A 23,606-nucleotide genomic window follows, 5' to 3' on the forward strand; every position below is an offset into this window, starting at 1 on the left:
CGCTTTCTTTTGTAATAAAAATCGTGCACCGTTTACTGGGATAAAACGATTCAGCCAACTAAAATTTTTTAGACTAAACAGACCGACCATCTTTTTTGATGGTCGGTCTGTTTAGTCTATTGCTCCGCCTTTACTCCTTCTCCGACAATGCTCGCCAGACATCAAATGTTTGTTTTAAGCCTTGGACATTATGAACACGTAAAATTTCTACGCCTTGTTGTGCTGCATACAAGGAAGCAGCGGCTGAGCCAAAATCACGGTTGGCTGGTTCTGGTTCGTTCGTTAAAGCGCCAATAGTTCGTTTGCGAGAAACGCCGTATAGTAACGGATAATCTTGGTAGCGAAAGGCGTTAGGATCTTTTAACAGTTGAAGGTTTTCTGCGACAGTTTTATGAAAGCCAATCCCTGGATCAAAACAAATTTTTTCTAAGGAAAGCCCATATTTTTGGCATTGTTCAATTTTTTCTGTATAAAATTGGTGCAACTCTTCTTTTAAAGAAAGGGATTGGTGTTTTCTGGAATGCATAATCACAACTTGGACTTCAGGATATTGTGCGAGGACTTCTGCCATCCCCGGAGTGTCTAATCCTTTGATGTCATTAATCATTGTGGCGCCAGCTTGGATCGCGGCTTCTGCTACTTCGGGATAGTAGGTATCCACAGAAATCGGCGCTAGAGAAGTCTCACGTATTTTTTTAATTAACGGTAATACTCGGTCTGCCTCAACTTGTGGAGAAACTTCTTCGTAGCCAGGACGTGTGGATTGGCCGCCAATGTCTAAAATATCGGCCCCCGCTTCTAGTAGATGAAGCGCATGTTGATAGGCCACGTCGACCGTTGTGTAGCTACCGCCATCAGAAAAAGAGTCGGGGGTCGTGTTGACAATCCCCATAATTTGGTAATTCTTTTTTAAATCAATCATTGTCACATTGCTCCTTCATCTGCTGAATCATCTTTCGTAAAGCCCGCATTCTAGGACTTATCTTCATTCGTTCACTCGTGGACAACTCCGCTAAGGTTTTGCCTCGATCTGGTAAATAAATAATCGGATCAAAGCCATAACCACCTGTACCGCGCGGTTCAACTAATTCACCAGTCAAAGTGGCTTCCGTTTGCAACAGTTTGTCGTCATCGAGTACATAGACCAACGTGGCTGATAAGGTTAACTCTCGGGTCGACTGTTGCCCTTCAAATAAGTGCAACAGTTCGCGGTTCTGTTCTTCCGGATTGGCTGAATGGAAAAAGCGGCTTGTATGAATACCTAATAAATCAGGAAAAGCAGTTAACGTTAAGCCGCCATCATCACCTAACACTGGGCGGCCAATTAATTGTTGGAAAAAGCGAGCTTTTAGATAAGCATTTTCAGCATACGTAGTGCCAGTTTCTGCAGGTTGTTCTTGACTGGTTGTATACTTTCGATAAGAGACAAGTTGAATAGCGGGGTCCTTAAGTCCTGATTGCATTTCTTTTAACTTACCTTGGTTATTCGTGCCAACAATGATTTCCATTTTCTAACGTATCTCCATTAAAAATTGATTTTTCCACTCTTGTTCTTTAAATAGTCCGGTAAATTGAAATGTTTTGGTGCTACTTTGTGGTGTTTTCACGCCGCGCATCGTCATACACATATGTTCCGCTTCAATGGCTACTGCAATGCCTTTGACGGGAATATTTTCTTGGAGTTTGCGGGCAATTGTCACTGTTAAATCTTCTTGAACTGTGGGACGTTTGGCACAATGTTCTACTAATCTTGGTAACTTGCTTAGTCCCAATACTTTGCCACCTTCTGGCAGATAAGCGACATGTACTTTTCCATAAAATGGCAATAAATGGTGTTCACACATTGAATAAAAGGCAATATCTTTTACTAGAACCATTTCGCCTTCATTTAAGCTATCAAATAATTTATAATCGTCAAATTCAGGTTCGGTTAATCCACTAAAAACTTCTGCATACATTTTAGCTACGCGTTTGGGTGTATCAATGAGTCCTGCCCGTTGAGTATCTTCCCCCACCGCTTCTAAGATTGTGATAACTGCCTGCTCAATTTGCGCTTGTTTTTCCTGCTCCATCTCTACCATTCCTTTTCGCTTACTCGCACTTCTTCTTGATTGCCACTGCGCTGAATCCACGTAGCTATTGGCGCGCCCAATAGTTGTTCCTCTGCGTAAACATCACTTAAGGGAATCAAAACAAATGACCGTTTTGTTAATTCTTGATGAGGAACTTGTAAGTGGGGCAACGCGACTGACTGCCCCCCTAATAATAAAATATCAATATCAATAATCCGCGGACCCCAGTGAATTAATTTTTTACGTTTCATTGCTTGCTCGATCCCTTGGGTAACAGCCAATAACTCTTCAGCGGTATAGCTAGTATCAATTTTCAATACGGCGTTCAAAAAATCATCTTGGTCTGTATAGCCGTAAGGATCCGTTTCATAAAGTTTTGAAGAAGCCACGACCTGAATCTGCGTGTCTTCGTTTAAATAATTGCGGGCTTTCACTAAATTTGCGTATGGATCGCCGACGTTACTACCTAATGCTACATAGCCAATCATCTATACTTCTCGCTCCATTTCAATTTCAATATTGTCAAAAAGGCCGGGCATCGGCACACTATATTTTCTAATTTTAATGATAATTTTGTTCAATTGTTCTTGATAATCTGCGGAAATATCATCTAAAATAGCACTCGCTAAACCTTCGATTAAATCGTACGAGTGATTGTTTACTCGTTGGGCAATCAATTCATTCACTTCGGCATAATTGACAGTTTGAGTGACATCATCTGTTCGCCCTGCCTCAGCTAACGACAACTGCATTTCAAGGTCGATTTCTACTTGCTGTCCTAGACGTTTTTCTTCTGCCAAAACACCATTTTTTGTGAAAAATTTCAAGTTGTTGATTCTAATTTTATCCATCCTCTAACTCCCTACCCTCTGTTTTGCTGATTTTTTTAATCATAGCATATTTCTTGGAAAAGTCAGTAGTTAAAAGATGGAAAAGTGGTTATTGGTATGATATAAAAAATTACTTTTTACGAATCAAATAGTATAACTCGTGTATTCAAAAAAGAGCGTTGCTGATGCAACGCTCTTTTTTGGGGTTTATTCGCCTTTTATCGCATTGTTACAAATTCTTCTGAGCCTGTTGGATGAATCGCAACAGTATTATCAAAATCAGCTTTGGTCGCGCCCATTTTAATAGCGACTGCAAAGCCTTGTAGCATTTCGTCAACACCGATGCCGATGCCATGCAAACCGACAATTTTTTCTTCTTTGCCGACACAGATTAATTTCATGTCGCATTTTTGACGGTATTCTCCTAAAGCAAAATACATTGGTGTAAAGCTAGAGCGATAGATTTTCACTTGGTCTTCACCATATTCTTCAAGCGCTGCTTTTTCCGTCAAGCCAATTGTCGCAACTGGTGGATGGGTAAAGACCACCGTTGGCACCAAGTTATAATCCAGATATAAATCGGTTTGTCCGTTAAATAAGCGTTCAGACAGGCGCCGACCAGCGGCAATCGCGACTGGCGTTAAGTCGATTTTACCAATGACATCGCCGACTGCGTAGATGCCATTTTGCGTGGTATTTTGGAATTTATCTACTTTGACGTAGCCTTTTTCATCAAGGGCTACTTTCGTATTTTCTAAGCCTAATTGATCCGTGTTCGGCTGACGGCCTGTCCCGAAAATCACGGCATCTGTCGTGATTGATTCACCATTTTCAAATGTAATAACGTACTCATTCTGCGCCGTTTTTTCAATTTTAGCTGGTGTTGCATTCGGATGAATTTGCATGCCCATTTCTTGATAGCGTTCTACGACTTTTTCAGAAAGCATGTCATCAAAGCTTCGTAATGGTCGTTCGTGACGGAAGGCCCAATGTGTTTCTGCGCCTAAGCCATGTAAGGTTCCTGCTAATTCGGCTGCGATGTAACCCGCACCGACAAAGACCACACGTTTTGGCATTTCTTCTAACGCAAAGAAGCCGTTTGAATCTAAGGCATATTCTTCTCCTGGAATACCTAGTTTTTTCGGACGACCACCTGTCGCAATTAAAATGTGCGGCGCCGTATATTCTGTTCCATTGACTTCAATTGTTTGCTCCCCAGTAAACGTAGCATAACCATGGATACGTTCAATGTTGTTACTGTCTAAACCACGATTATACGCACCATGTAAGAAGTCAATATATTTTTCACGATTTTCAACTAATTGTTTAAAGCTAAAATTTTTGATTTCAACATCAAACCCATAGCCTGCTGTGTCTCTTTCCATCATTTCCATCATGCTGCTGGCTTGCCACATGACTTTTTTAGGCACACAACCAACGTTGACACAGGTCCCACCAATTTCGTTGCCCTCAATTAAAAGGACGTTAGCTCCGTGCATTCCTGCGCGGTTAGCAGAAGCAATCCCGCCACTACCGCCACCAATAACAATATAATCATAGGTTTTCATTTATTCTGGCTCCCTTTCAATTTGAACTTTCTCCTTTATTATCGCAAAAAATAGCAAAAAAAGACAGTCGTATTACTTACTTTTGTTTAGTTTTCTGCTGCTTCTGTTTTATGGATTCGTTCCATAAAAGCGCTGGGGGAAAGGAATTCAATCGTAGCATTGTCGAAGGGAATTCCTAAATCTTCTTTGGTTACGTTTGGGTTCATTGTAATGACGTAAAGTGTTTTGCCTAAGGAAAGTGCAATCCCAATTTCTAAATAACTTAGTCGGTCAAAGTCACCATTAATAAAAACGTAGGTTGCTTCGTGAAGATACCGTTTTATCACTTCAATATCTGTAAACATTCCGGTTTGAACACAATCTGCTAACCCGAAGCCCACTGCACCCATACAGCCATGCTCATCTTCAAACAGCTGAGGATCTACCAAAAGGTCCGTTTGAATACGAGGGTTTTGACCAATTTGGTAGGCGAATAATTTAGCCATAGTTATTCCTCCTTCTTTTTGATTACTCGTTAGAACGTAATAATTCAAGAACAATTTCTGTTTTGTCCTGCTCCGTTTGAATAGCTGTTCCTAATATCTTTTCTATTTCTTCTTTAGGTAATTTAAAAGCTTGATTTAGTTGACTTGCAGGAATGACTTGGTGCTCTAAAATCATGTGGTAAACTTTTTGGAAAACTTCTGGCTGTTCGATAGTCAGTTGTTCATCGTAAGGCTCTTTCGTTTTCCATTTATTTTTAGCAATTCTTTTATTTAAATAGAGACGTTGATCATCATTAATTAACGCTAATGTGTATGTTTTTTGAATCATTGATTGAAGAGAAACTTTCCAATACTTTTTCAAATCAATATAGTATTCTAACGAAATAGACAAGAGCGAATCAGAAAAAGCCGCTGAAGGAAGGAGAAAATGCGCAGCAAATAGATTTGCTTGATACTCAATAATGTTCTTTAATTCTGTTTGCGAATACTCATGAATACTTTCAACACCGTTGTGTAATAAAATATGTCCTAGTTCATGCGCCACGTTAAAACGACGACGGACAGCAGATTCATGATTATCTGTGAGCATAATAAACGGCCGACCAATCATCCAACGCGAGACCGCATCTAGTGTTGGATTTGACATGTTGGCTTCTGAAATAATCACACCATTTTGTTCAGCCAACTGAATGAGATTAGGGACTGGCGAAATCAAGTCTAAGCCCCAAATTTTCCGTAATTCCTCAGCCTTTTTCACAATTTCTTCTTCTGTGATTTCATAAATACTCTTTTCAATTAATTCTGGTAAACAAACTTTGGGAAAGTTCACATATGTTGCTAATACTTTATACACTTCTTGCACATATTTTAACCGCTCTTTTTGCATATCTCTTACTTTCTTCGTCGCCGCACTTCGGCTTCTAAAAAAAGTTGCGCCTGAATACAATTCAAATGTATCTGCTGAAAAGAAACTACGGGGAAATTGTAAAACAGAAATTAGTTTTAATATGCTATCTGCTTTAGGAATTGTTTTTCCCGATTCGTAATTCGAAATCATTTGCCTAGATAGCTCTGCTTTTTCGGCTAATTCTTTCATTGTTAATCCTCGTGCAATGCGAGCCGAAGTTAATTGCTTTGGATTAAAAATCAACCTCTCGTTCATTTTCTAGTCCTCTCCTTATCAGTTCGTCAGCGGTTGACGTAAAAGTCAAATGTAGGTCCTTACGAACTTCCTCTGGATTTTTTAAAAGAACTGGTGCCTGCGTAATATCAATTTGGTCAATCCAACGACCAACTCCAATATCTGGTAACCCTAATCGAACAAAACGTAATTGATGATTCGATCCGCCATAAGTTAGTAATAAGAATGGCGGTTGATTGGCATCATAATACTCATTTAAATCTTCTGGTTTGTCAAATAAATTATACTGCTTATTTAATAAGCTCCCACGATTTCTAAATAATGCCTTTTTAGGAACTGAAGCTTCTGATAAAACTTTCGCTGGCGTTAAAATTGCGCCTTTGGTTTCAATCATTAAGTACGTATGACCATTGACATATCGACTACTAGCTTTGTCAGCTATTTCATGTGGGATTGCTGATGAAGTTAACACTTGTTTTAAACCAACATCAACCAATCCATGCCGAACGTGTCCCCAAACTTTTTTCATTTCTGCTCGTTGAAAAATAGATTCTCTTTCTGTTAGCTCCATTAAGTAGCGATATGCTTCTCTTATGCTTAACGATAAAACACCAACCATTCGTGCATCACAATTTCTTTTTAAATGTTCTTTTAAAATACTCATTATTTTCTCTCCTTTTTTCACAACACCCCAACAACATACCATGTTAACATTTTGCCTTTTCTAAAAAAATATGTCAACACAAAAAAATGAACTTAGGAAGGTAAGTCATTTCGACTTACCTTCCTAACTCTGAATTTTAAAATAAACGGCGAGACAGATATAGCTTCTTCTGTACTCTTCAGGATAAAACTTCAATCGACAGCCCTAGCCCGACCTCATATTTCAAATAACTCTTCTTATAACTTTTGCTTTGCACTGGTCCTCAATACATATTCCCAACCACTTTTACTCGTAAGCGGGTTGCATTTTCTGGATGATAGGCGAGTGGTGTTTCTTCCACCTCGACTAACTCGATTGTGCCAGGGACTGCACCCGCAAGTTCAGCTTGTTGGACGGCTTTTTCTTGGGCATCAGTCAACGCCGCGTCTCGTTGGATTTTTGAATAAACATAAATTTGTTCGTATTGTCCGCTAATCTGAGCGATAGAGGCACCGATGGCATTCGCCACTGCTCCGTTTTCGTTGCGAATTAGCGCTTTAACGCCTGTCAATTCTTCGGGGATGATAATACTCCCACCACCAACTAAAACGACCGTCACGTCTGCGGAACTGGTCTTCATGCGATCAATCGCTTCACTGACCAATTCGCCAATTTTTTGGTACACTTTTTCCGCAAACGTTTGGTCTAAATGAGCCACTTTGCTAGGATCACCGACTTGGGCATGGCCTAAGCGAACCGCGATATCAGTGGTCGTTAATTGTGTGCCGCCAAAAACAAGGGCCTCTTGTGTAATACGGTAGCCGACACTATCGGGGCCAACTGTCACAGAACCATCTGGTTGTTCACGCACTAGACTGCCGCCGCCGACACCGATTGACACGATATCTGGCATTCTAAAATTGGTCCGTACCCCGCCAACATCAACGGCCAGTGAAGATTCTCTTGGAAAGCCATCCACTAACACGCCAATGTCTGACGTTGTGCCACCAACATCTAAAACAACCGCATCTTTCAAACCAGCTAAGTAAGAAGCGCCACGAATACTATTGGTTGGTCCACAAGCAATGGTTAAAATAGGAAACTGTTTGGCATACGTTAACGACATTAACGTACCATCATTTTGACATAAGTACACTTGGGCGTGATGAATTTTTTCTTGTTCTAAGGCTTGTTCAAAGCCTTCGCTGGTCACTTTAATTACTTTGTGCAACGCAGCATTCAAAATTGTCGCATTTTCCCGTTCAATTAAACCGACAGACCCAATCATTGAGGAGCAAGATACAGGAACATCTGCCCCTAACACTTCCTTCGCAAGTGCTTGGACAAACAATTCTTGGTCATTTTTTAAAGAAGAAAAAACGCCAATTACTGCGATTGCCTCTACTTCTCCTCGCCAAGAGGCCAAAATCCCACGTAATTCTTCTTCGTCCAGTGCAGTCAATGGTTGTCCATCATATTCGTAGCCGCCATGTGCTAAAGCATACGTTTCTGAAAGAGTGGCCACTAAATCCTTGGGCCAAGCTGTGTAAGGCAAGACCGAAGCGGTTGCTGGATAGCCCAAACGAAGGACCCCAACTTTTGCTAATTTTTTTCGCTCAACAATGGCATTCGTACATTGGGTCGTGCCCAACATTGCATGTGTGACTTTGGTTGGGTCCACTGCTGATTCTGCCAAGACTTTATTTAAGGCGCCGGCAATCCCTGTTTGAATATCATCGGTTGTTGGAACTTTCACTGAATGAATCAAGTTTAATTGATGATCTAAAATAACAGCATCTGTATTTGTGCCGCCGACATCGATACCGATTTTATACATTTATTTGTCCTCCTTCGCTACTAAGTTTTCTAGTGGTTGATAATCCATTTCGTAGCCGAAATACCGAGGACCCACTGTTTCGATACCTTTTTTCGTTCGCCAAGCGGCATTCGCTTTCAAGCCCATTACTTGGACACGTTTGCCGTATTTCAAGCTTTCTGTTGTCACAGGCGTTAAAGTTTCTAAATCTACCATACAAATCAAATCAGGCGTCATCGCAATCACCTGACCATCTTTCTCGGCAATTAAATTTTCATTTTGAAAATGGACGACTGCTTCTGAACCAGCATCACTGTTTAAGCCACTCAATTTGACACGTCCCAAATTGAAGCCACCTTTTACTTCTCGTTCTACATCTAGAATTTTTCCTTGGAACAATTCAAAGCCATCCGTAACTTCTACTAATGCTTGGCGTTTTTCTTGTTCATCTGCATAGGTACCTCGAATCACTTTGCCAATTTCTTCTGATAATGTCACGATGTTGTGAATACCATAGTCTTGTAATTGTTTGCCTGTCGCGGGATAAATGCTCACTAAAGCACTGGCGCCCATTTCAACCGTTTGAACACGAGCAAGACGTTCTGTCCAAGTATTATCAATCGTTTCCATAATGCCAATATTTCCTTTTTCATCGGTAATTGCCATAGGGGTCGCTGACATCCCATTCAAATGGAACGTTACCATAGGCAATTCTGGAAAGGCCCGACCCATACCATCACAATCCACCAAGGGAATGCCTAGCTTCGCTGCAACAACAATTGGAATCATTGAATTGACGCCCCCAGCTTCCATTGGAAAGGTTCCCGCAATCGTTTCTTGGTCTAAATATTTTCCTAACTTCTCAAAGACACGGACGAATTCGTCGCCTTTGGGAAATTTTTCAATTGCGACAGATGGGGCACCCATCATTGCGGCGGGTAGGAAAAAATCCTCCGCGGCAATTTCTTCTGGAGAAACCAGTTTGACAGGTCCGTTTTCTTCGATGGCGGACAAAGCCATCATTTTACCAATGTAGGGATCACCGCCACCTCCTGTCCCTAAAAAAGCTGCTCCTGTAGCTATATTCTCAATTGCTTCTGCATCTAAATAACGCATTCTCCGACACTCCTCTTCTTCATTCCATTTCTAATGATTCGGTGTTCGTCTGTTGACGTTTTGCACCGAAATAATAAATAACAAACGATAAAACAATGCCAATTAGCGGTTGGTTAGGCAATTGAGGGGCATTGGGAAAGAAACTCATAATCACCGGAATGCCCCCCACTGCAGCACCAATTAGCCATGAAAAAACACCTAATTTATTCACGCCAGGCGTTGGCTGCCATTTGGTTCGATCGCCTTTGTTAATCAACCAATAGGCAGCAATCATTACACCAGCCACTGGTGGCACCATCGCAGAAAGGACGGACATAATCGGCGTAAAGTAATTTAAAATCCCCACAACTGCTAATAAGGTTCCAATGGCGCCGGCCGCACCGACAGCGACTTTTTCTTTTTCTTTTGGAATATCAAAGACATTAATCAAGGCCAGTCCGCCAGAAAAAGCATTCACGGCATTCGTGGTCCAAGTTGCTAAAATTAGCGCAATAATTCCTAAAACTGGAAAACCGAGATTCATAAAAACTTCCGTGATATCTGCGGTGTTCGATGCAATGGTCAAGACCGCACCAACGCCAATCATCAACAAGCCTGTCGGTAAAATCCCTAAGGTGGCCGCTTTGACCACATCTTTACGAGAAGAAACATATTGAGAGTAATCTCCAGCAATTACTGCGCCTAATGCAAAAGAACCGACAGTCATTGAAAGACCTGACATAAAGCTTCCTGCTGTTTGAGGGGTATATTGACTAACAGCCGCCCAACCGTTGTTTCTTAACGAAGCCACCAAGCCATAAAGACAAACCAGAACTAACACAGGAACCGCAAAATAATTCAGAATTTTCAATATTTTTATGCCATAAAGAGCCGAAATAAGCATGATAACTCCCCAGATTAAGGAAGAAAGCGACACAGGTAAATCAATGCCGTAAATTTTTAAAAAGTTCGTGAAGGCGCCGCCGCTGACATTGGCTTGCAAACCAAACCAACCTAAGCAAGCAATCGCTAGAATAATGGAAATAATCTTTTGCGAACCTTGAATGCCAAACACTTGAGAAGCGACTTTGACAGAAGGTTCTTGTAAGTCGGAACTTTGAATTCCTTGTAAAATCATTAAAATAACAATAATACCGTAACCAATAAATCCTGTTAACAAAGCTTCCCATAAAGGCATGCCTGCAACTAACGTTCCTCCAATAATTAATCCTGGCACGCTAATCATTGCGCCCGCCCAAACAAATGCTAAGCTAAGCCACGATTGTTGTTGCTCGTTTTTTAATTTCATTCTCATTCCTCCTTAATTATTTTTTCAATTATAACGAAAAATCAGTCATAGGTCTTTTTCAAATTGAAAAAAATATCAAGGAAGTTTTGGCTTAAAATAAAAAGCAGGCAAGAGCCTGGGACAAAAATTGATAAACGGCGGAAACAGAAGCAACACTATGCGTTGCTCCGATCTCAACAACTTCTAAGGTATTTTCTCGACATGCGTCTCGTCACAGTACAGCCTTCAAAAGAGCTACAACTCTAAGAGTTGCGATGTTTCACTGTGAAGCATGAACAGATGAAATCATCGTACCTACTTGGTGAAGGTCCTTCGGAACTTACAAGGATAAAACTGTGACGAGCCTTTGGCGAGAAAACAATAAGCCGAAATTGTTGAGAATCACGAAGAACGTAGTGATTCGATGATGAACAATACCTACTTGGTCTCCAAAAATTAAAGAACACCGGGTAGGTATCATGCAACATCAACTCGTACCTCGTTGTGTTTTATGACAATTTTCGGAAATTCCTTCTTATTGCTGAGAAACACCATTTGCAAAGCAAATAGATGACATCTGCGATTACTCGATGTATTTGAGCCTTTGAGAGTGTTGAACAGTACCTACGTGGTTCTCGGAGTTAAACACTTCTGTCCCGACCGCTGTCTGCTTTTTTCATTCATTCGTGACCAAGCGATATAAGATCATCGCCAAATAGACTTCATAGGCTTCGGCGGCGTTAGTCATATCATAGCCGAGCGCTTCATTAATTTTACTGATACGATATTTGACCGTATTTTTATGAACAAATAGGCGTTCGCCGCATTCTTTAAAATCACTACTTGCATCTAGTAAAAACGTTCCTAATGTCATTAACTGCTCTGATTCTTTTAAGAGAGGTTGGATAACTGCTAAGCGTTGTTGGATTGCTTCTTCTCCTGCTTGGAGACACGTCATCATTTGTTGAACTGTACGAATTTCCGCGATTGATAACACTTTTCTTTGTGGATAGACGCGCTTTAAAAACGGCGCGACTTGATTAGCGGTTTGGTAGCTGACACGCACTTCAGTCGTGTTACGAACTTTCGGACAAAGGATGATTTCACCTAAATAGTCCTGATAGTCTGTGGCTTGCAAGTATTCTTTACTAATCGTGGCTTCAGGCTGTTTGTGTAAATAATTACCTAAGAGAACAATCAGGTAATTTTCTGTTTGCTGGACAATCGTTGTTTGGTAATAGTAACGTAGGAAATCTTTCAAATCTTGCTGAATAGCGTGGATTTCTTGTCCTTGTTGCCAAATAGGCAAAAGCCACATCGTTTCGACAGAAGAAATATCAATCATTAATTTTTTGGCTAATTGGTACATCTTATCACTTTCATCGTTAATGATTGCTTGGACTAAGGCATACTCACTGACTTCGTCATAGTTTTTCCCCCATAAATTCAGAGCCATCTGAACGACTTCCACCGCTTGATTCATCTCAAAAGAGGTTAACTGCTCTTCTTCTCGAATGAAGTAAAGCTTCAATGTTTGTCCATCTTTCTGAGGAAGTTTTTGCGAGGTAATGAAGTAGGTCGTTTCTCCCAGCGCTACTTTCTCTTGTGATTGATAAAGTAACTTGGTTAAGGGCAATTTCGTGCTTCGCGGCCAATTGATGGTGCTGATGATTTCATTGGTATATGTGGTTAACGCAATGTTGACTTTTAAAAAATCGGATAGGATTTTCAAGGTCATTTCCACACTGCGGTTTTGTTCAGGCAAAAGGGAAACTTTTTCCAAGAGGTCCGTTGCAAAAGAAGCCATTTTATTTTTATTGACTAACAATTTCATGACTTCATAAATGACTTCGTTGTAGCGTAATGTGGGATCATTTTTAGGCATTTGGATTAAAATAAAACCTAAAGAATCCGCTAATTGAATCACTTCCTCTGCAACTTTCGGTACGATAATCCCAACGTAGTACAAGATTAGGCCTACTTCGCCTAATTCATGGAGATGCCGAATCGTTTCGCATTGCTTCACCACATCATGACGAATGGCACAAAATGAACCAATCAAAATTTCGCCAGCATGGTATTCATTTGTTTTGTGAAGTTTTTCCGAAAACAAAGACATATCAGAGACTTCTAAAAAAGAAAGAGAAGCAACAGATGTGTCCAATTGGTTTTTACCAGAAAGTACCGTTGCTTCTCGCAAAGACGGTAATTTTAATAAATCATTCACGCGGACACTCATAATTACTCCTCCTTTTGGCTGGTTTATTTTTTCTTACGAATCATATCGCCGACTGCAACAGGTTGCGTCACTTCCATTGTTAATAACATCATGGGATTAGGTGCCCGATCGATCGCTTCACCGTCTTCATTATACATCTCTTTAACGGTTTGGTGGAAATGGGTAAACCCAGGACCATAAAATTCAATTTCATCGCCGACACTGAAAAGGTTCCGTTGACGAATTGTCGCGACTTGCGTCTTTTCGTTGTACGCAATCACTTCGCCAACAAATTTATATTGTGGAATTTTACGACGTTCGCCGAATAATTGTTCATTTTCACTTGGTGTATTGTAATAAAAACCAGTTGCTAATTCACGTTGTGCTACTTTCCATAATTCATCAATCCACTCTTGTTGGCAGACATAGTTTTCAGGGTCTTCCATGTAAGAATCGACGGCTTTTTTATACACATTAGCGACTGTCGAAACATAGTGAATGGATTTCATGCGACCTTCAATTTTAAAACTATCGACACCATTTTCAATTAATTCTGGAATATGTTCAATCATAGACATATCTACGGCGCTCATTGAAAACTCTTCTTCAACTTCCCCTTCACTGGTTTTGCTCCGACGTTCTGTCCCAAAAGGCATATCAAATAACTCATATTTCCAGCGACAAGATTGAGAACAACCGCCACGATTGGCATCCCGCATCGACATATGATTGGACAAAGTACAACGTCCTGAATATGAAATACACATTGCTCCATGAATAAAAGCTTCAATTTCAATGTCCGTATTTTCACGAATCGCTGCAACTTCCTCCATTGAAACTTCGCGCGCTAAAACCACACGTTCTAAGCCTTCATTTTTCCAAAATTCTAATGTTTCATAGTTGGTTGCTGAAGCTTGTGTCGATAAATGGATAGGTAAACCTGGTGCTTCTGTCGCACAAATTTCGATTAAAGCTGGATCGGAAACAATCACAGCTGAAATTCCGATGTCTCGCAATTCTCTGAAAAACGCTCCTGCCCCTTCCTGGTTTCCTTCATGAGTGACCATATTGGCAGCGACATAAACTTTCGCATTATGTTCGCGGGCAAAGGCTACGCCTTCCGCCATTTCTTCTGGCGTGAAATTTCCTGCGCGGCTACGCAGACCGTAGGCATTCCCTCCGATATAAACGGCATCGGCACCGTAACGAATTGCGACTTTTAGTTTTTCTAGCGTCCCGGCTGGAGCCAACACCTCGGGACGCTTCAATGTTCGTTCTGTCATTACTTTCATGTTCTTCTTCCCCTTAAATGAATCAATTTATTTTATTGCATCGGCACTTAAATCAAAGAAACCATTGTCTAAGCCACGACCTGTTGGATGTAATTTTTCAATTTCAGCTGTTGCATGAGCTGCTTGATCTTCTGACCAAGTTCCCGCTTCAAGTGCTGCTTTCGCTTCAGCAAATAAGCGAGCAATCGCGACAAAATTTTCACCTGGTGTGTAAAGGCCATCGAGCTTCCATGTGCGATAGTGATGGTCATACAAGTTTGTTAACTCATTCATCAAGTTCACATCGTTATTGGCAAAAATATGCGTACCATGACTATCTTCATAAATGGAATAGTGAGTTTCTGGTTTTTTGGGTTCAGAAATAAACAGCCCTTCGTCTTTCGTAACCCCTTTGTCGTTCTTTGTGTAATTGTAGTAATTTTGAATTAATGGGCGTTTCGATTGATGAATACAGGTCGCCCCATAGACAAGAATTTCAGCTGGAACTGCTAAGTTTTCTTCCATTGCGACCATTTCTTCAAAAGGTACTTCCCGAGCTAGGACAGCTCCGATGGCTCCTCGTTTACTCCAAAAATTGATTTGACGTGAGCTCGTTACTAAGGTTTCACCATCATAAACGTAAGGAATTTCTAATCCATCTCGTTGCATAATAAACACAATACCTGGATCACCCAAAGTAATTTTATCGACGTTGATTTCTTTTAAAAATGTCAGATACTCTGGGACTAATTTCATTTTTTCAGGGTGCATAATGCCATTTACTGCAACTAGCACTTGTTTGCCCATTTCATGTGCACGTTTCACAATCTCGCGTTGTTCATCTCGTGTAAAAGATACGGGCAAACGCAACCCGAATGTTTCTTCTCCAATATATAATGTATCCACACCTGTTGCGAGTAATTCTACAGCCTGCTCAACAGATTCTGCAGTTGCAATCAGTTCAATCATAAATATAGCCTCCTTCTTTATGACCGTTTAATAGTATCATACGTTCACAAACTTTAAAAGAGCCTATCTGTATTAAACGTACATTTTTCACAATGTTTCCGAAAAAATTTTGGTAGAAAAGCGCCAACCGCTTACCTACCAAATGTTCTTTTTTTTAATTACTGGTCATCTGTTCTTTGGTCACTCGTTCAAGTGATATTTTCGTTCATAAAACGTTACTACAACGGTGAATAGCCACGCTGCCGCTAAGCCTAACAAGCTGCCTAAAACAATCCCCAAAAAGCGGAATTGAATCAACGTTATCACGTACTGCTGACGAACGAGCAATGAAAGCATCAGAGCCATAGGCGTTGTGAAAAATTGTGCCAATCCATAATTACGACGAATAAAATACTCAACGGTCACAAATAAGATTGTAATCACGACAATCGATTCAAAAGTTGTCAAAGCTAAATTAAGCAGAAAAGCAGAAATAACCAAACCAATTGTTGTGCCAAAAATTCGCTGAATATTTCGCTGCTTAATCGCACGTAAATTGTCTCCTTGTAAAATGGATGCACAGGAAACGACTAACCAATACGGATTTTGTAAATGTAAACTTTCGCTGATATATACAGCAAAAAATAAGACAAAGCTATAATATATGCTATCTAATGGCGCTTCTGGATGCCGATAAATTCGTTCCCGTAATGATCGCTTAGCTAGCGGGGCACTGATTTCCTTCTCTGTAAAATGCAACACTAGTGCAAACAAAATAGAAAAGCCAATACCTAATAACATACAGCCACTCATGAACGGAATTTTTGCTAACGGAATACTCGTACTGGCACCCATCGCTGTCACCATCACACCAAAGAAGGCCCCTGGTTTTGAAATATCGTAGACTTCAAAGAAAAAGCGGCCACCAAAACCGACCAGTGCAACAACAATGGGAATAAGCCATGCAATATGGGTCGATAACATGCCTAACAAATTTCCTAAAAAAAGGTAACTACCGACCACAGATAAACGAGTCATTAACTGTTTTAATGGTAACGGCTGATAATATAAAAAAGTAAAAATACCTAACGAGCCAAAGCTTGAAATCAATAATTGATGATTGATATAGCCCAAAAAAAGAATGCTGAACATAACCAAGCCAGCAAACACTAGTCGAAAAGGATTATCCTTTGGACGTTGATAATGTAGTAATTCTCGAAAAAAAGATTGTTCCATTCCATCACCCCTCCTTATTAACGTAGCACAGAAAAATCAATCTGGCAATTCTCAAAAAGAAATCGCCACTGGAAAATAGAAAAGTCTGGTATAAAAACCCTAAATGGTTTTTATACCAGACTTCGCATCTCATCTATACAGTTTGTAATTCTTTCGCTTCTGTTTTTGGTGCTTTTGGTGCCCGCACATTTAACGTAATTTTGCCTTTGCTAGCACCTAAGGTTACTTTATCCCCTAACTGAATTTGACCGGAAAGAAGGGCTTCACTTAAACGATCTTCCACTTCTTTTTGCAAGGCCCGACGAATTGGACGTGCGCCATATTCTGGATCAAACCCGACTTTACCAATAACTTCAATTGCAGCTGGTGTGATTTTCACTTTAACCTCTTGTTCGGCCATCCGTTTCACGACAGATTGACTCATAATTTTTACGATTTCATGAATTTCCTCTTGTTTCAAGGAATGGAAGACAACCGTTTCATCAATTCGGTTTAAGAATTCTGGACGGAAGGCTTTTTTCAATTCTTCCATGATTCGTTTTTGCATTAATTCATGATTTTTAGAAATGTCTTTCACATTGAAGCCGACATGTTTTTCTTCACGAATCGCTGTTGCTCCTAAGTTGGAGGTCATGATTAAAATCGTGTTACGAAAATCGACTTTTCGTCCTTTGGCATCCGTTAAATGGCCATCATCTAAGACTTGTAATAAAATATTAAAGACATCTGGATGGGCTTTTTCTACTTCATCTAGCAAAATAACGGAATAAGGACGTTGACGAATTTTTTCAGTTAGTTGGCCGCCTTCTTCGTAGCCGACATAACCTGGAGGAGAACCGATTAAACGGCTAGTGCTGTATTTTTCCATAAACTCAGACATGTCCACGCGAATCAAAGCTTCTTCGCTGCCAAACATCGCTTCGGCTAAGGCTTTGGCAAGTTCTGTTTTCCCAACCCCTGTTGGTCCTAAGAACATGAAGGAACCAATCGGTCTTGCTGGGTCTTTCAAGCCACTACGCGCACGACGGATAGCGCGTGAAACAGCTTCAACTGCTTCATTTTGGCCAACGACCCGTTGATGTAAAATGGTTTCTAATTCCATCAATCGTTCGCTTTCTTTCTTCTCTAGCTGCTGCAAAGGAACGCCTGTCCATTGTGAAACAACCCCAGCCACGTCTTCTTCTGTTACTTGTGTACTGTAACCAGACAGACTTTTTTCTTTCACTGCAATCAATTCTTCTAGTTTTTCCATCACTTGTTTTTCTTTTTGACGAATCCGAGCAGCACTTTCAAATGATTGGTTTTGAATGGCCTCTTCTTTTTCCGTAATTAATTGAGAAATTTCGGTACGCAATTCATTAATTTCTGAAGGTTGATCTGCCTTATCTAAACGAACTTTTGCTGCAGATTCGTCCATTAAATCAATTGCTTTATCTGGTAATTGGCGGTCATTTAAATAGCGAATCGATAATTGAACCGCTGCATGTAGAGCTTCATCTGTAATTTCTACGCCATGATGTTTTTCATAGCGGGAACGCAAGCCTTTTAGAATTTCTTCTGCTTCTTCTGGGGTTGGTTCTGCTACTTGAATACGGGCAAAACGACGTTCCAAAGCGGCATCTTTTTCAATATATTTTTGGTATTCATCCAGAGTTGTCGCACCAATTGTTTGCAACTCGCCACGTGCTAAAGCAGGTTTTAAAATATTTGAAGCATCAATCGCCCCTTCTGCACCGCCAGCACCGATCAAGGTATGCAATTCGTCGATAAATAAAATGACTTGTCCATCTTGATAGATTTCATCGACAACTTTTTTCAAGCGATCTTCGAACTCACCTCGATATTTGGTTCCAGCAACCAAGGCACCCATGTCTAGCATCATTAAACGTTTGCCTTGCATATCTTCAGGGACTTCCCGGTTGACAATTTTCTGGGCTAAGCCTTCTGCTATCGCTGTTTTCCCAACACCTGGTTCACCGACTAAGACAGGATTGTTTTTGGTACGGCGACTCAAAATTTGGATTAAACGACGGACTTCGGTCCCGCGACCAACTACTGGATCCAAGCTTTGTTCTCGTGCTAACTTGGTTAAATCTCTTGCTAAAGAATCCAATGTTGGCGTCCCTTGTGGCGCATTTTTATTTTGACCATTCCGACGACGTTGTGCGCCATTGGGTTCGGAAACGCCCATTTTTTTCAGTAATAATTGACGCATTTTGGATAAGCTTAATCCTAAATTCACTAAAATTCTAGACGCTAAAATTTCTTCGTCTCTTAACAAGCCCAATAATAAATGCTCGGTACCAATCTTTTGAGCCCCTAAGCGCTTCGCTTCATCTCCAGCATAGGCAAAGATTTGTTTGGCTCTTGGTGAATAAGGTAAGTATAAGTTGTTATTCCCCATTGGACTTTGCATGGTGCCATAGCCACTTAAATGCTCAATTTCTTCACGGATGTCTTCTGTGTCAGTATTTAATTGTCGTAATGTTTTTCCGGCAATCCCATTTGGTTCTAAAACGAGTGCTAATAATAAATGTTCAGAACCGACGGATTGGTGACGAAAATACTTTGCTTCTTCTTGGGCAATCGCCAGTACGGCTTTCGCACTTTCTGTAAATAGTTCATCCATAGTTATTCCTCCTCATAGCTCAAGCGCTCTAAAAATGAACGCATTATTTGAGCTCTTAGAAAATCTTCGTGATTCCCCAGACCATTCAATGTGCTTTTACTTAAAGCAGCTAGCATTAAATTGCCTTCCTTTTTCGTAATCACTTCTTCTTCATACAATGTTTGAATAAATGTTAGCGCATCTTTTTCTGTTAAGGTTGCGCCAATCAATTGATCCATTTGTTTTAGTAATTGATCGTTATCTGAAATTTGTACTTTGACAATGCGAATATAGCCGCCTCCACCACGTTTACTTTCAACTGCGTAGCCTCGTTGGATGGTAAAACGTGTATTAATTACATAGTTAATTTGTGAAGGAACGCAATTAAATAAATTAGCCATTTCCGCCCGACGGATTTCAATTTTATTACTTTCTTCTAAAATCTTTTTTAAATAAGCCTCGATTAAATCTGACGTATTTTGATTACTCATAGTCTTCCATCCTTCTTCTCTCTTGACTAATATTGACCATTATTATATCGAACTTTGCCTATTAAATAAAGAGGAACGCTTTGACTTTAATAAAAAAATGCAAAACAGGAGGAGCAACCTCAGTCAAACTGACTTAAGTTCCCCTCCTAAAAATGAAAATATGTTATTGAATCACAGAGGCTGAGACAAAAGTGTTTAGCTCCAAGAATTTCGGCTTATTGTTTTCTCGCCAAAGGCTCGTCACAGTTTTATCCTTGCGAATTCCGAAGGAGTTGCTTTTGTTCAGCTGATTATCTTAATGTCTCACAAAAGCGATTCTTCGCCATAGGCTTGATCCAAGGCTTGTTGAATATCTTCGATAATAGATGTTGGCTCTTCCAAACCAACGTACATGCGAATGTGTGCTGGCGACAAGCCTCTTTTCTGAACAGCCGCCAAGTTATTACCTTTGAATACAGGCAAGGCCAAACTTTCAAAGCCACCCCAACTGACCCCAATTGTGACTAGCGTCAATGCATTCACAAATGTTTTCAAACGTTCAAAATCGGTATCTTTTAAATCAATCGCAAACAATGAGCCATAACCTGTTAAATATTTTTCTGCTAACGCTTGTTGTTGTTGATTTCCTACAAAAGGATGATATAAGCGACTGATTCGCGGATCCTTTTGCAAAGCCGACAGCACCGTTTGGATGGCTTGAGACTGATGCGCCAACCGAACAGGCATGGTACGAATACCACGTAACGCTAACCAAGAATTGAAGGGACTATTGACTGCTCCTAAAGCTTGATGACCATGTTCAAAAATTTGATCCACAAGCGCTGCTTTGCCAATGACAGCCCCTGCTACAATGTCCGAATGACCACCAATATATTTGGAACAAGAATGAATCACCAGGTCCACATTATGGCATAAAGGATGCTGAAATAACGGTGACGCCCACGTGTTATCAATGACAGTGTATGCGCCAATTTTTTGTGCTAACGCAGTTATTTTTTCTAAATCTAGCAGTTCAAACTTTTGTGAGGACGGACTTTCAAAGTAAATGACTTTGGTGTTTTCCTGAACAAATTGAAAAAGTTCTTCTGTTTCTGCAACGTCTACTTTGGTCAAGGATACGCCAAATTTCTCTAAATATTGCATAAACGAAACAGATTCTCCATAAATTGTGTTGACCATTAAAACATGATCACCTTGTTGGAGCAACGTAAACAGCGTTGCCGAAATAGCGCCCATTCCTGAGGCAAAAACTTTACATTTTTCTCCACGTTCCAAACGAGCAATTTTTTTCTCTAAAATTTCTGTTGTGGGGTTGGTGCCACGTGTGTAAACATAATTATTTTTTTCATCTATACTCGCTGCCATAAATTCTTCGTAAGTTGGAAAATAAAAGGAAGAGGTTTGAACCAACTCGGGCACCATCGGATGATACATTTTTTCCATTCCTTTTTCCACTTCACAGCAAATATTTTTATCATTCTCAACATGCATTTCCTTCACTCCTCTTTCTCTACAATGTTTCTGGTACTTCATGGGCTTCTTCTTTTTGATATTGTCGATCTAAGGCTTTTACAAATGGATAATAAATAACGACACTAGCGGCAACAGCTAAAACTTGCGTCACTGCACCTTGCCATTTTCCCACTAAAAAGCCCGAAAACAGAAAGGGCGTAGCCCATGGTGCTTGAATGTTTGTAAACATTGGCATGAACCCAATTTTCATTGACAGAAAGGCAATCAAGACCGATACAATCGGCGCGACCGCAATCGGAATCAATAATAAAGGGTTAAAAATAACTGGGAGTCCAAAAATCAAGGGTTCATTAATGTTGAAAAATGCTGGAACAAACGAAATTTTCGACATGGCTTTCATTCTAGATGAATGTCCGACGATGGCCATTGCAATAGCCAAGCCAATCGTGCAACCAGCGCCTCCAATTGTAGCAAATTGATCGAGCATTTGGACCGTGCCAAAGTTGCCATTTTGAGCAGTTAATTGTCCTAATTCCGCTAAGCTTTGGTTTTTGTCTGCATTCGCATATAAAATAGGATATAGCATGGAATTGATGACAGTTGGATGAATCCCAAACCACCAGAACAATCCATTTAAGCCAGCCACAATAATAATTGCAAAAGGGGTTCCGATTAAACCTTGCAGTGGCGCTTGAATCACCGCATAAATTAATTGCGGGAAGGAATCCGCAAACGAAAGCCCAATCCCATTAATCAATAAAGCCACCGCTACCACAAAAATCCCAGGAATCAATGCACTAAAAGCTTGGCTCACCATAGAAGGCACGCTGTCAGGCATTTTGATGACTAATTTTTTCTTAATACAGAAACGAGTCAACTCAACCGAAAGAATTGACATAATAATGGCCGTAATCACCCCTTGCGTTCCTAACCAATCAAACGATAAAACTTTCGTCACAACTTCGCCTGATTCAGTGGTCACCGTTTTCGGTAAAACGACTACGTAAGCAACAATTCCTAAAATTAATGAAGTTAAACGGTCCATTTCGTAACTTTCCGCCAATTTATAGGACATCGTCCCAGCAAAAATAATTCCCATCATATTGAAAGTTGCTCGATAAGCGGGTGAAATCATATCCGCCCAACCTGCACCGAAAATTCCAGCCATAAAATCGCCATACCCTGCTACTGGAAAATCTGTAATCAACATAAAAATCGATCCAATAATTGTTAACGGCATAATTGCAAAAAAACCATTTCTTAAGGCTTGAAAATAACGTAAACTTGTAATCCTTGAAACTTTAGGCACTACGGCTTGCTCCACCCAGTTTGTTAACTTATCCATTTCACTTCTCTCCTTAATCCTTTGTGATATCCTCATCATAAAGAAACCGCTTTCTGATGTAAATACGACTAACTGATTCTGTAACTATGTTTCATAATTCATACGCTTAAGGTATACTGAAAGCGAAACAAAGTACCACAGAGAGGTGAACCCATTGAATCTAATCGAATGTTTAGAACAAAAAGAACGCTATACATATAACGAAGGGCTAATTATTGATTTTATTTTATCTCATACTGAACGAGTCCTGCATATGTCGATTTATGAACTAGCAGAAGCCACCAACTCTTCAACTTCCACGATTGTTCGTTTGTGTAAAAAAACAGAAACTAGCGGTTTCAAAGAATTTAAAATCCGCTTGTCCCGCGACTTAGAAATTCACTACCAAGCAATCCGGAATGTTGATGCGAATATGCCTTTTTTAGCGCAAGATTCTGATTTACTAATTGCCAAGAAAATTGCGCAGTTAACGACTGAAACTGTTCAATCCACCCAACAGTTATTAACCGAGGCCATGTTAAATAAAAGCATTGATTTACTTTTAACCGCTGAAAATATTTTAGCAGTGGGTGTCAGTAACTCCTACATTCGCTTAACGGATTTTCAAACAAAGTTATTACGCATTCAGCTATTTATCCATTTAATCCCTTATCAAGCTGAACAATTTTATTTAGCCATCAATGCCACCAAAAATGACGTAGCCATCCTCGTCTCTTACAGTGGTAACACTGCAGAAATCGTAAATGAAGCACGGATTTTTGCAGAAGGAGGCACCCCGATTATTGCCATTACTTCAGACTTGAACAGCCAATTAGCTAAATACGCCACAGTGATTTTGCCCATTCCTAACGTTGAACATGCAGATTTCAAAGTCTCGACCTTTTCCTCTCAACTAGCCATCGAATATATCCTCAATGTCCTTTATTCCTGTATTTTTAGTCGCAATTTCGATAAGAATTACACATCACAAAAAAATACACCTACTTCGATACTTAAATTTTAAACAAAACAAAAAAACAGTACTGATGATCAGTACTGTTTTTCACAATCGGGAAGACAGGATTCGAACCTGCGACCC

21 protein-coding genes and 1 tRNA gene (1 of these 22 cut by a window edge) are annotated in these 23,606 nt (G+C 40.2%); 1 reads left to right on the plus strand and 21 read right to left on the minus strand.

All coding sequences use genetic code 11. The features are described 5' to 3' along the window. Window positions 1-130 precede the first annotated feature (130 nt). From folP to IGL37_RS13065, 20 genes are all read right to left on the minus strand, one after another. Window positions 131-922, minus strand: a complete 792-nt coding sequence (gene folP / locus IGL37_RS12970) for a dihydropteroate synthase (RefSeq protein ID WP_002385125.1) — start codon at window positions 920-922, stop codon at window positions 131-133. Then, the gene (locus IGL37_RS12975; RefSeq protein ID WP_002358949.1) at window positions 915-1,508 is read right to left on the minus strand and encodes a non-canonical purine NTP pyrophosphatase; all 594 of its coding nucleotides are present in this window, start codon (window positions 1,506-1,508) and stop codon (window positions 915-917) included. Before IGL37_RS12975 ends, folP begins: the two co-directional genes overlap by 8 nt. A 3-nt stretch (window positions 1,509-1,511) precedes the next feature. Next, window positions 1,512-2,081: a GTP cyclohydrolase I FolE gene (gene folE / locus IGL37_RS12980; protein WP_002399300.1), complete on the minus strand. Its 570-nt coding sequence runs from the start codon at window positions 2,079-2,081 to the stop codon at window positions 1,512-1,514. Continuing rightward, on the minus strand, window positions 2,075-2,560 hold the full coding sequence (folK, locus tag IGL37_RS12985; RefSeq protein WP_002388642.1) for a 2-amino-4-hydroxy-6-hydroxymethyldihydropteridine diphosphokinase: 486 nt from the start codon (window positions 2,558-2,560) through the stop codon (window positions 2,075-2,077). Before folK ends, folE begins: the two co-directional genes overlap by 7 nt. Next, a complete protein-coding gene (folB, locus tag IGL37_RS12990) occupies window positions 2,561-2,923 on the minus strand; it encodes a dihydroneopterin aldolase (RefSeq protein ID WP_002354733.1) in 363 nt (120 codons plus the stop codon). A 197-nt stretch (window positions 2,924-3,120) separates the two neighbouring features. Further along, window positions 3,121-4,470: a glutathione-disulfide reductase gene (gor, locus tag IGL37_RS12995; RefSeq protein WP_002354732.1), complete on the minus strand. Its 1,350-nt coding sequence runs from the start codon at window positions 4,468-4,470 to the stop codon at window positions 3,121-3,123. An 86-nt stretch (window positions 4,471-4,556) separates the two neighbouring features. Beyond that, window positions 4,557-4,955, minus strand: coding sequence for a hypothetical protein (locus tag IGL37_RS13000; protein WP_002411275.1), 399 nt, complete (start codon window positions 4,953-4,955; stop codon window positions 4,557-4,559). 22 nt (window positions 4,956-4,977) lie between these two features. Further along, a complete protein-coding gene (locus tag IGL37_RS13005) occupies window positions 4,978-6,117 on the minus strand; it encodes a helix-turn-helix domain-containing protein (protein WP_002370166.1) in 1,140 nt (379 codons plus the stop codon). Continuing rightward, on the minus strand, window positions 6,095-6,760 hold the full coding sequence (locus IGL37_RS13010; protein WP_002354729.1) for a hypothetical protein: 666 nt from the start codon (window positions 6,758-6,760) through the stop codon (window positions 6,095-6,097). Before IGL37_RS13010 ends, IGL37_RS13005 begins: the two co-directional genes overlap by 23 nt. Window positions 6,761-7,022: 262 nt before the next feature. Continuing rightward, on the minus strand, window positions 7,023-8,576 hold the full coding sequence (locus IGL37_RS13015) for a hydantoinase/oxoprolinase N-terminal domain-containing protein (RefSeq protein ID WP_002378874.1): 1,554 nt from the start codon (window positions 8,574-8,576) through the stop codon (window positions 7,023-7,025). Next, window positions 8,577-9,671, minus strand: a complete 1,095-nt coding sequence (locus tag IGL37_RS13020; protein WP_002354727.1) for a DUF917 domain-containing protein — start codon at window positions 9,669-9,671, stop codon at window positions 8,577-8,579. Between the two features lie 19 nt (window positions 9,672-9,690). Further along, window positions 9,691-10,965, minus strand: a complete 1,275-nt coding sequence (locus tag IGL37_RS13025) for a cytosine permease (RefSeq protein ID WP_002360918.1) — start codon at window positions 10,963-10,965, stop codon at window positions 9,691-9,693. Window positions 10,966-11,614: 649 nt separating this feature from the next. Beyond that, a complete protein-coding gene (locus IGL37_RS13030) occupies window positions 11,615-13,177 on the minus strand; it encodes a PucR family transcriptional regulator (RefSeq protein WP_002354724.1) in 1,563 nt (520 codons plus the stop codon). Window positions 13,178-13,200: 23 nt separating this feature from the next. Beyond that, window positions 13,201-14,448, minus strand: coding sequence for a peptidase U32 family protein (locus IGL37_RS13035; RefSeq protein ID WP_002368523.1), 1,248 nt, complete (start codon window positions 14,446-14,448; stop codon window positions 13,201-13,203). Between the two features lie 27 nt (window positions 14,449-14,475). Continuing rightward, window positions 14,476-15,396, minus strand: coding sequence for a peptidase U32 family protein (locus tag IGL37_RS13040; RefSeq protein WP_002354722.1), 921 nt, complete (start codon window positions 15,394-15,396; stop codon window positions 14,476-14,478). Between the two features lie 180 nt (window positions 15,397-15,576). Continuing rightward, the gene (locus tag IGL37_RS13045; protein ID WP_002354721.1) at window positions 15,577-16,611 is read right to left on the minus strand and encodes an FUSC family protein; all 1,035 of its coding nucleotides are present in this window, start codon (window positions 16,609-16,611) and stop codon (window positions 15,577-15,579) included. A gap of 133 nt (window positions 16,612-16,744) precedes the next feature. Beyond that, entirely contained in the window at window positions 16,745-19,240 is a 2,496-nt protein-coding gene (locus IGL37_RS13050; RefSeq protein ID WP_002378875.1) for an ATP-dependent Clp protease ATP-binding subunit, read from the minus strand. A 2-nt stretch (window positions 19,241-19,242) separates the two neighbouring features. Next, the gene (locus tag IGL37_RS13055) at window positions 19,243-19,710 is read right to left on the minus strand and encodes a CtsR family transcriptional regulator (protein WP_002354715.1); all 468 of its coding nucleotides are present in this window, start codon (window positions 19,708-19,710) and stop codon (window positions 19,243-19,245) included. Window positions 19,711-20,013: 303 nt separating this feature from the next. After that, on the minus strand, window positions 20,014-21,243 hold the full coding sequence (locus tag IGL37_RS13060; RefSeq protein ID WP_002385118.1) for an aminotransferase class I/II-fold pyridoxal phosphate-dependent enzyme: 1,230 nt from the start codon (window positions 21,241-21,243) through the stop codon (window positions 20,014-20,016). Beyond that, window positions 21,221-22,528, minus strand: coding sequence for a PTS sugar transporter subunit IIC (locus tag IGL37_RS13065; protein ID WP_010706948.1), 1,308 nt, complete (start codon window positions 22,526-22,528; stop codon window positions 21,221-21,223). Before IGL37_RS13065 ends, IGL37_RS13060 begins: the two co-directional genes overlap by 23 nt. Window positions 22,529-22,673: 145 nt before the next feature. Here IGL37_RS13065 and IGL37_RS13070 point away from each other — a divergent pair, with 145 nt between their 5' ends. After that, window positions 22,674-23,531 (plus strand): MurR/RpiR family transcriptional regulator, encoded by an 858-nt coding sequence (locus tag IGL37_RS13070; RefSeq protein ID WP_002354705.1) that lies wholly within the window; start codon window positions 22,674-22,676, stop codon window positions 23,529-23,531. 45 nt (window positions 23,532-23,576) lie between these two features. Here the strand turns inward: IGL37_RS13070 and IGL37_RS13075 are convergent. Then, window positions 23,577-23,606: transfer RNA gene (locus IGL37_RS13075), tRNA-Pro, on the minus strand; it runs 44 nt beyond the window's last position.

Origin of the sequence: Enterococcus sp. AZ119 (genome assembly GCF_050546175.1) — a bacterium.
GTDB lineage: Bacteria > Bacillota > Bacilli > Lactobacillales > Enterococcaceae > Enterococcus > Enterococcus faecalis.

What these genes read in the sequence shown, in the direction of transcription:
- gor (WP_002354732.1), bottom strand. Translation starts at nt 4,470, where the DNA reads ATGAAAACCTATGATTATATTGTTATTGGTGGCGGTAGTGGCGGGATT.
- IGL37_RS13030 (WP_002354724.1), bottom strand. Translation starts at nt 13,177, where the DNA reads ATGAGTGTCCGCGTGAATGATTTATTAAAATTACCGTCTTTGCGAGAA.
- IGL37_RS13015 (WP_002378874.1), bottom strand. Translation starts at nt 8,576, where the DNA reads ATGTATAAAATCGGTATCGATGTCGGCGGCACAAATACAGATGCTGTT.
- IGL37_RS13040 (WP_002354722.1), bottom strand. Translation starts at nt 15,396, where the DNA reads ATGATTGAACTGATTGCAACTGCAGAATCTGTTGAGCAGGCTGTAGAA.
- IGL37_RS13020 (WP_002354727.1), bottom strand. Translation starts at nt 9,671, where the DNA reads ATGCGTTATTTAGATGCAGAAGCAATTGAGAATATAGCTACAGGAGCA.
- IGL37_RS12975 (WP_002358949.1), bottom strand. Translation starts at nt 1,508, where the DNA reads ATGGAAATCATTGTTGGCACGAATAACCAAGGTAAGTTAAAAGAAATG.
- folB (WP_002354733.1), bottom strand. Translation starts at nt 2,923, where the DNA reads ATGGATAAAATTAGAATCAACAACTTGAAATTTTTCACAAAAAATGGT.
- IGL37_RS13055 (WP_002354715.1), bottom strand. Translation starts at nt 19,710, where the DNA reads ATGAGTAATCAAAATACGTCAGATTTAATCGAGGCTTATTTAAAAAAG.
- folE (WP_002399300.1), bottom strand. Translation starts at nt 2,081, where the DNA reads ATGGTAGAGATGGAGCAGGAAAAACAAGCGCAAATTGAGCAGGCAGTT.
- IGL37_RS13025 (WP_002360918.1), bottom strand. Translation starts at nt 10,965, where the DNA reads ATGAGAATGAAATTAAAAAACGAGCAACAACAATCGTGGCTTAGCTTA.
- IGL37_RS13045 (WP_002354721.1), bottom strand. Translation starts at nt 16,611, where the DNA reads ATGGAACAATCTTTTTTTCGAGAATTACTACATTATCAACGTCCAAAG.
- IGL37_RS13060 (WP_002385118.1), bottom strand. Translation starts at nt 21,243, where the DNA reads ATGAAGTACCAGAAACATTGTAGAGAAAGAGGAGTGAAGGAAATGCAT.
- IGL37_RS13050 (WP_002378875.1), bottom strand. Translation starts at nt 19,240, where the DNA reads ATGGATGAACTATTTACAGAAAGTGCGAAAGCCGTACTGGCGATTGCC.
- IGL37_RS13010 (WP_002354729.1), bottom strand. Translation starts at nt 6,760, where the DNA reads ATGAGTATTTTAAAAGAACATTTAAAAAGAAATTGTGATGCACGAATG.
- folK (WP_002388642.1), bottom strand. Translation starts at nt 2,560, where the DNA reads ATGATTGGCTATGTAGCATTAGGTAGTAACGTCGGCGATCCATACGCA.
- folP (WP_002385125.1), bottom strand. Translation starts at nt 922, where the DNA reads ATGATTGATTTAAAAAAGAATTACCAAATTATGGGGATTGTCAACACG.
- IGL37_RS13000 (WP_002411275.1), bottom strand. Translation starts at nt 4,955, where the DNA reads ATGGCTAAATTATTCGCCTACCAAATTGGTCAAAACCCTCGTATTCAA.
- IGL37_RS13065 (WP_010706948.1), bottom strand. Translation starts at nt 22,528, where the DNA reads ATGGATAAGTTAACAAACTGGGTGGAGCAAGCCGTAGTGCCTAAAGTT.
- IGL37_RS13005 (WP_002370166.1), bottom strand. Translation starts at nt 6,117, where the DNA reads ATGAACGAGAGGTTGATTTTTAATCCAAAGCAATTAACTTCGGCTCGC.
- IGL37_RS13035 (WP_002368523.1), bottom strand. Translation starts at nt 14,448, where the DNA reads ATGAAAGTAATGACAGAACGAACATTGAAGCGTCCCGAGGTGTTGGCT.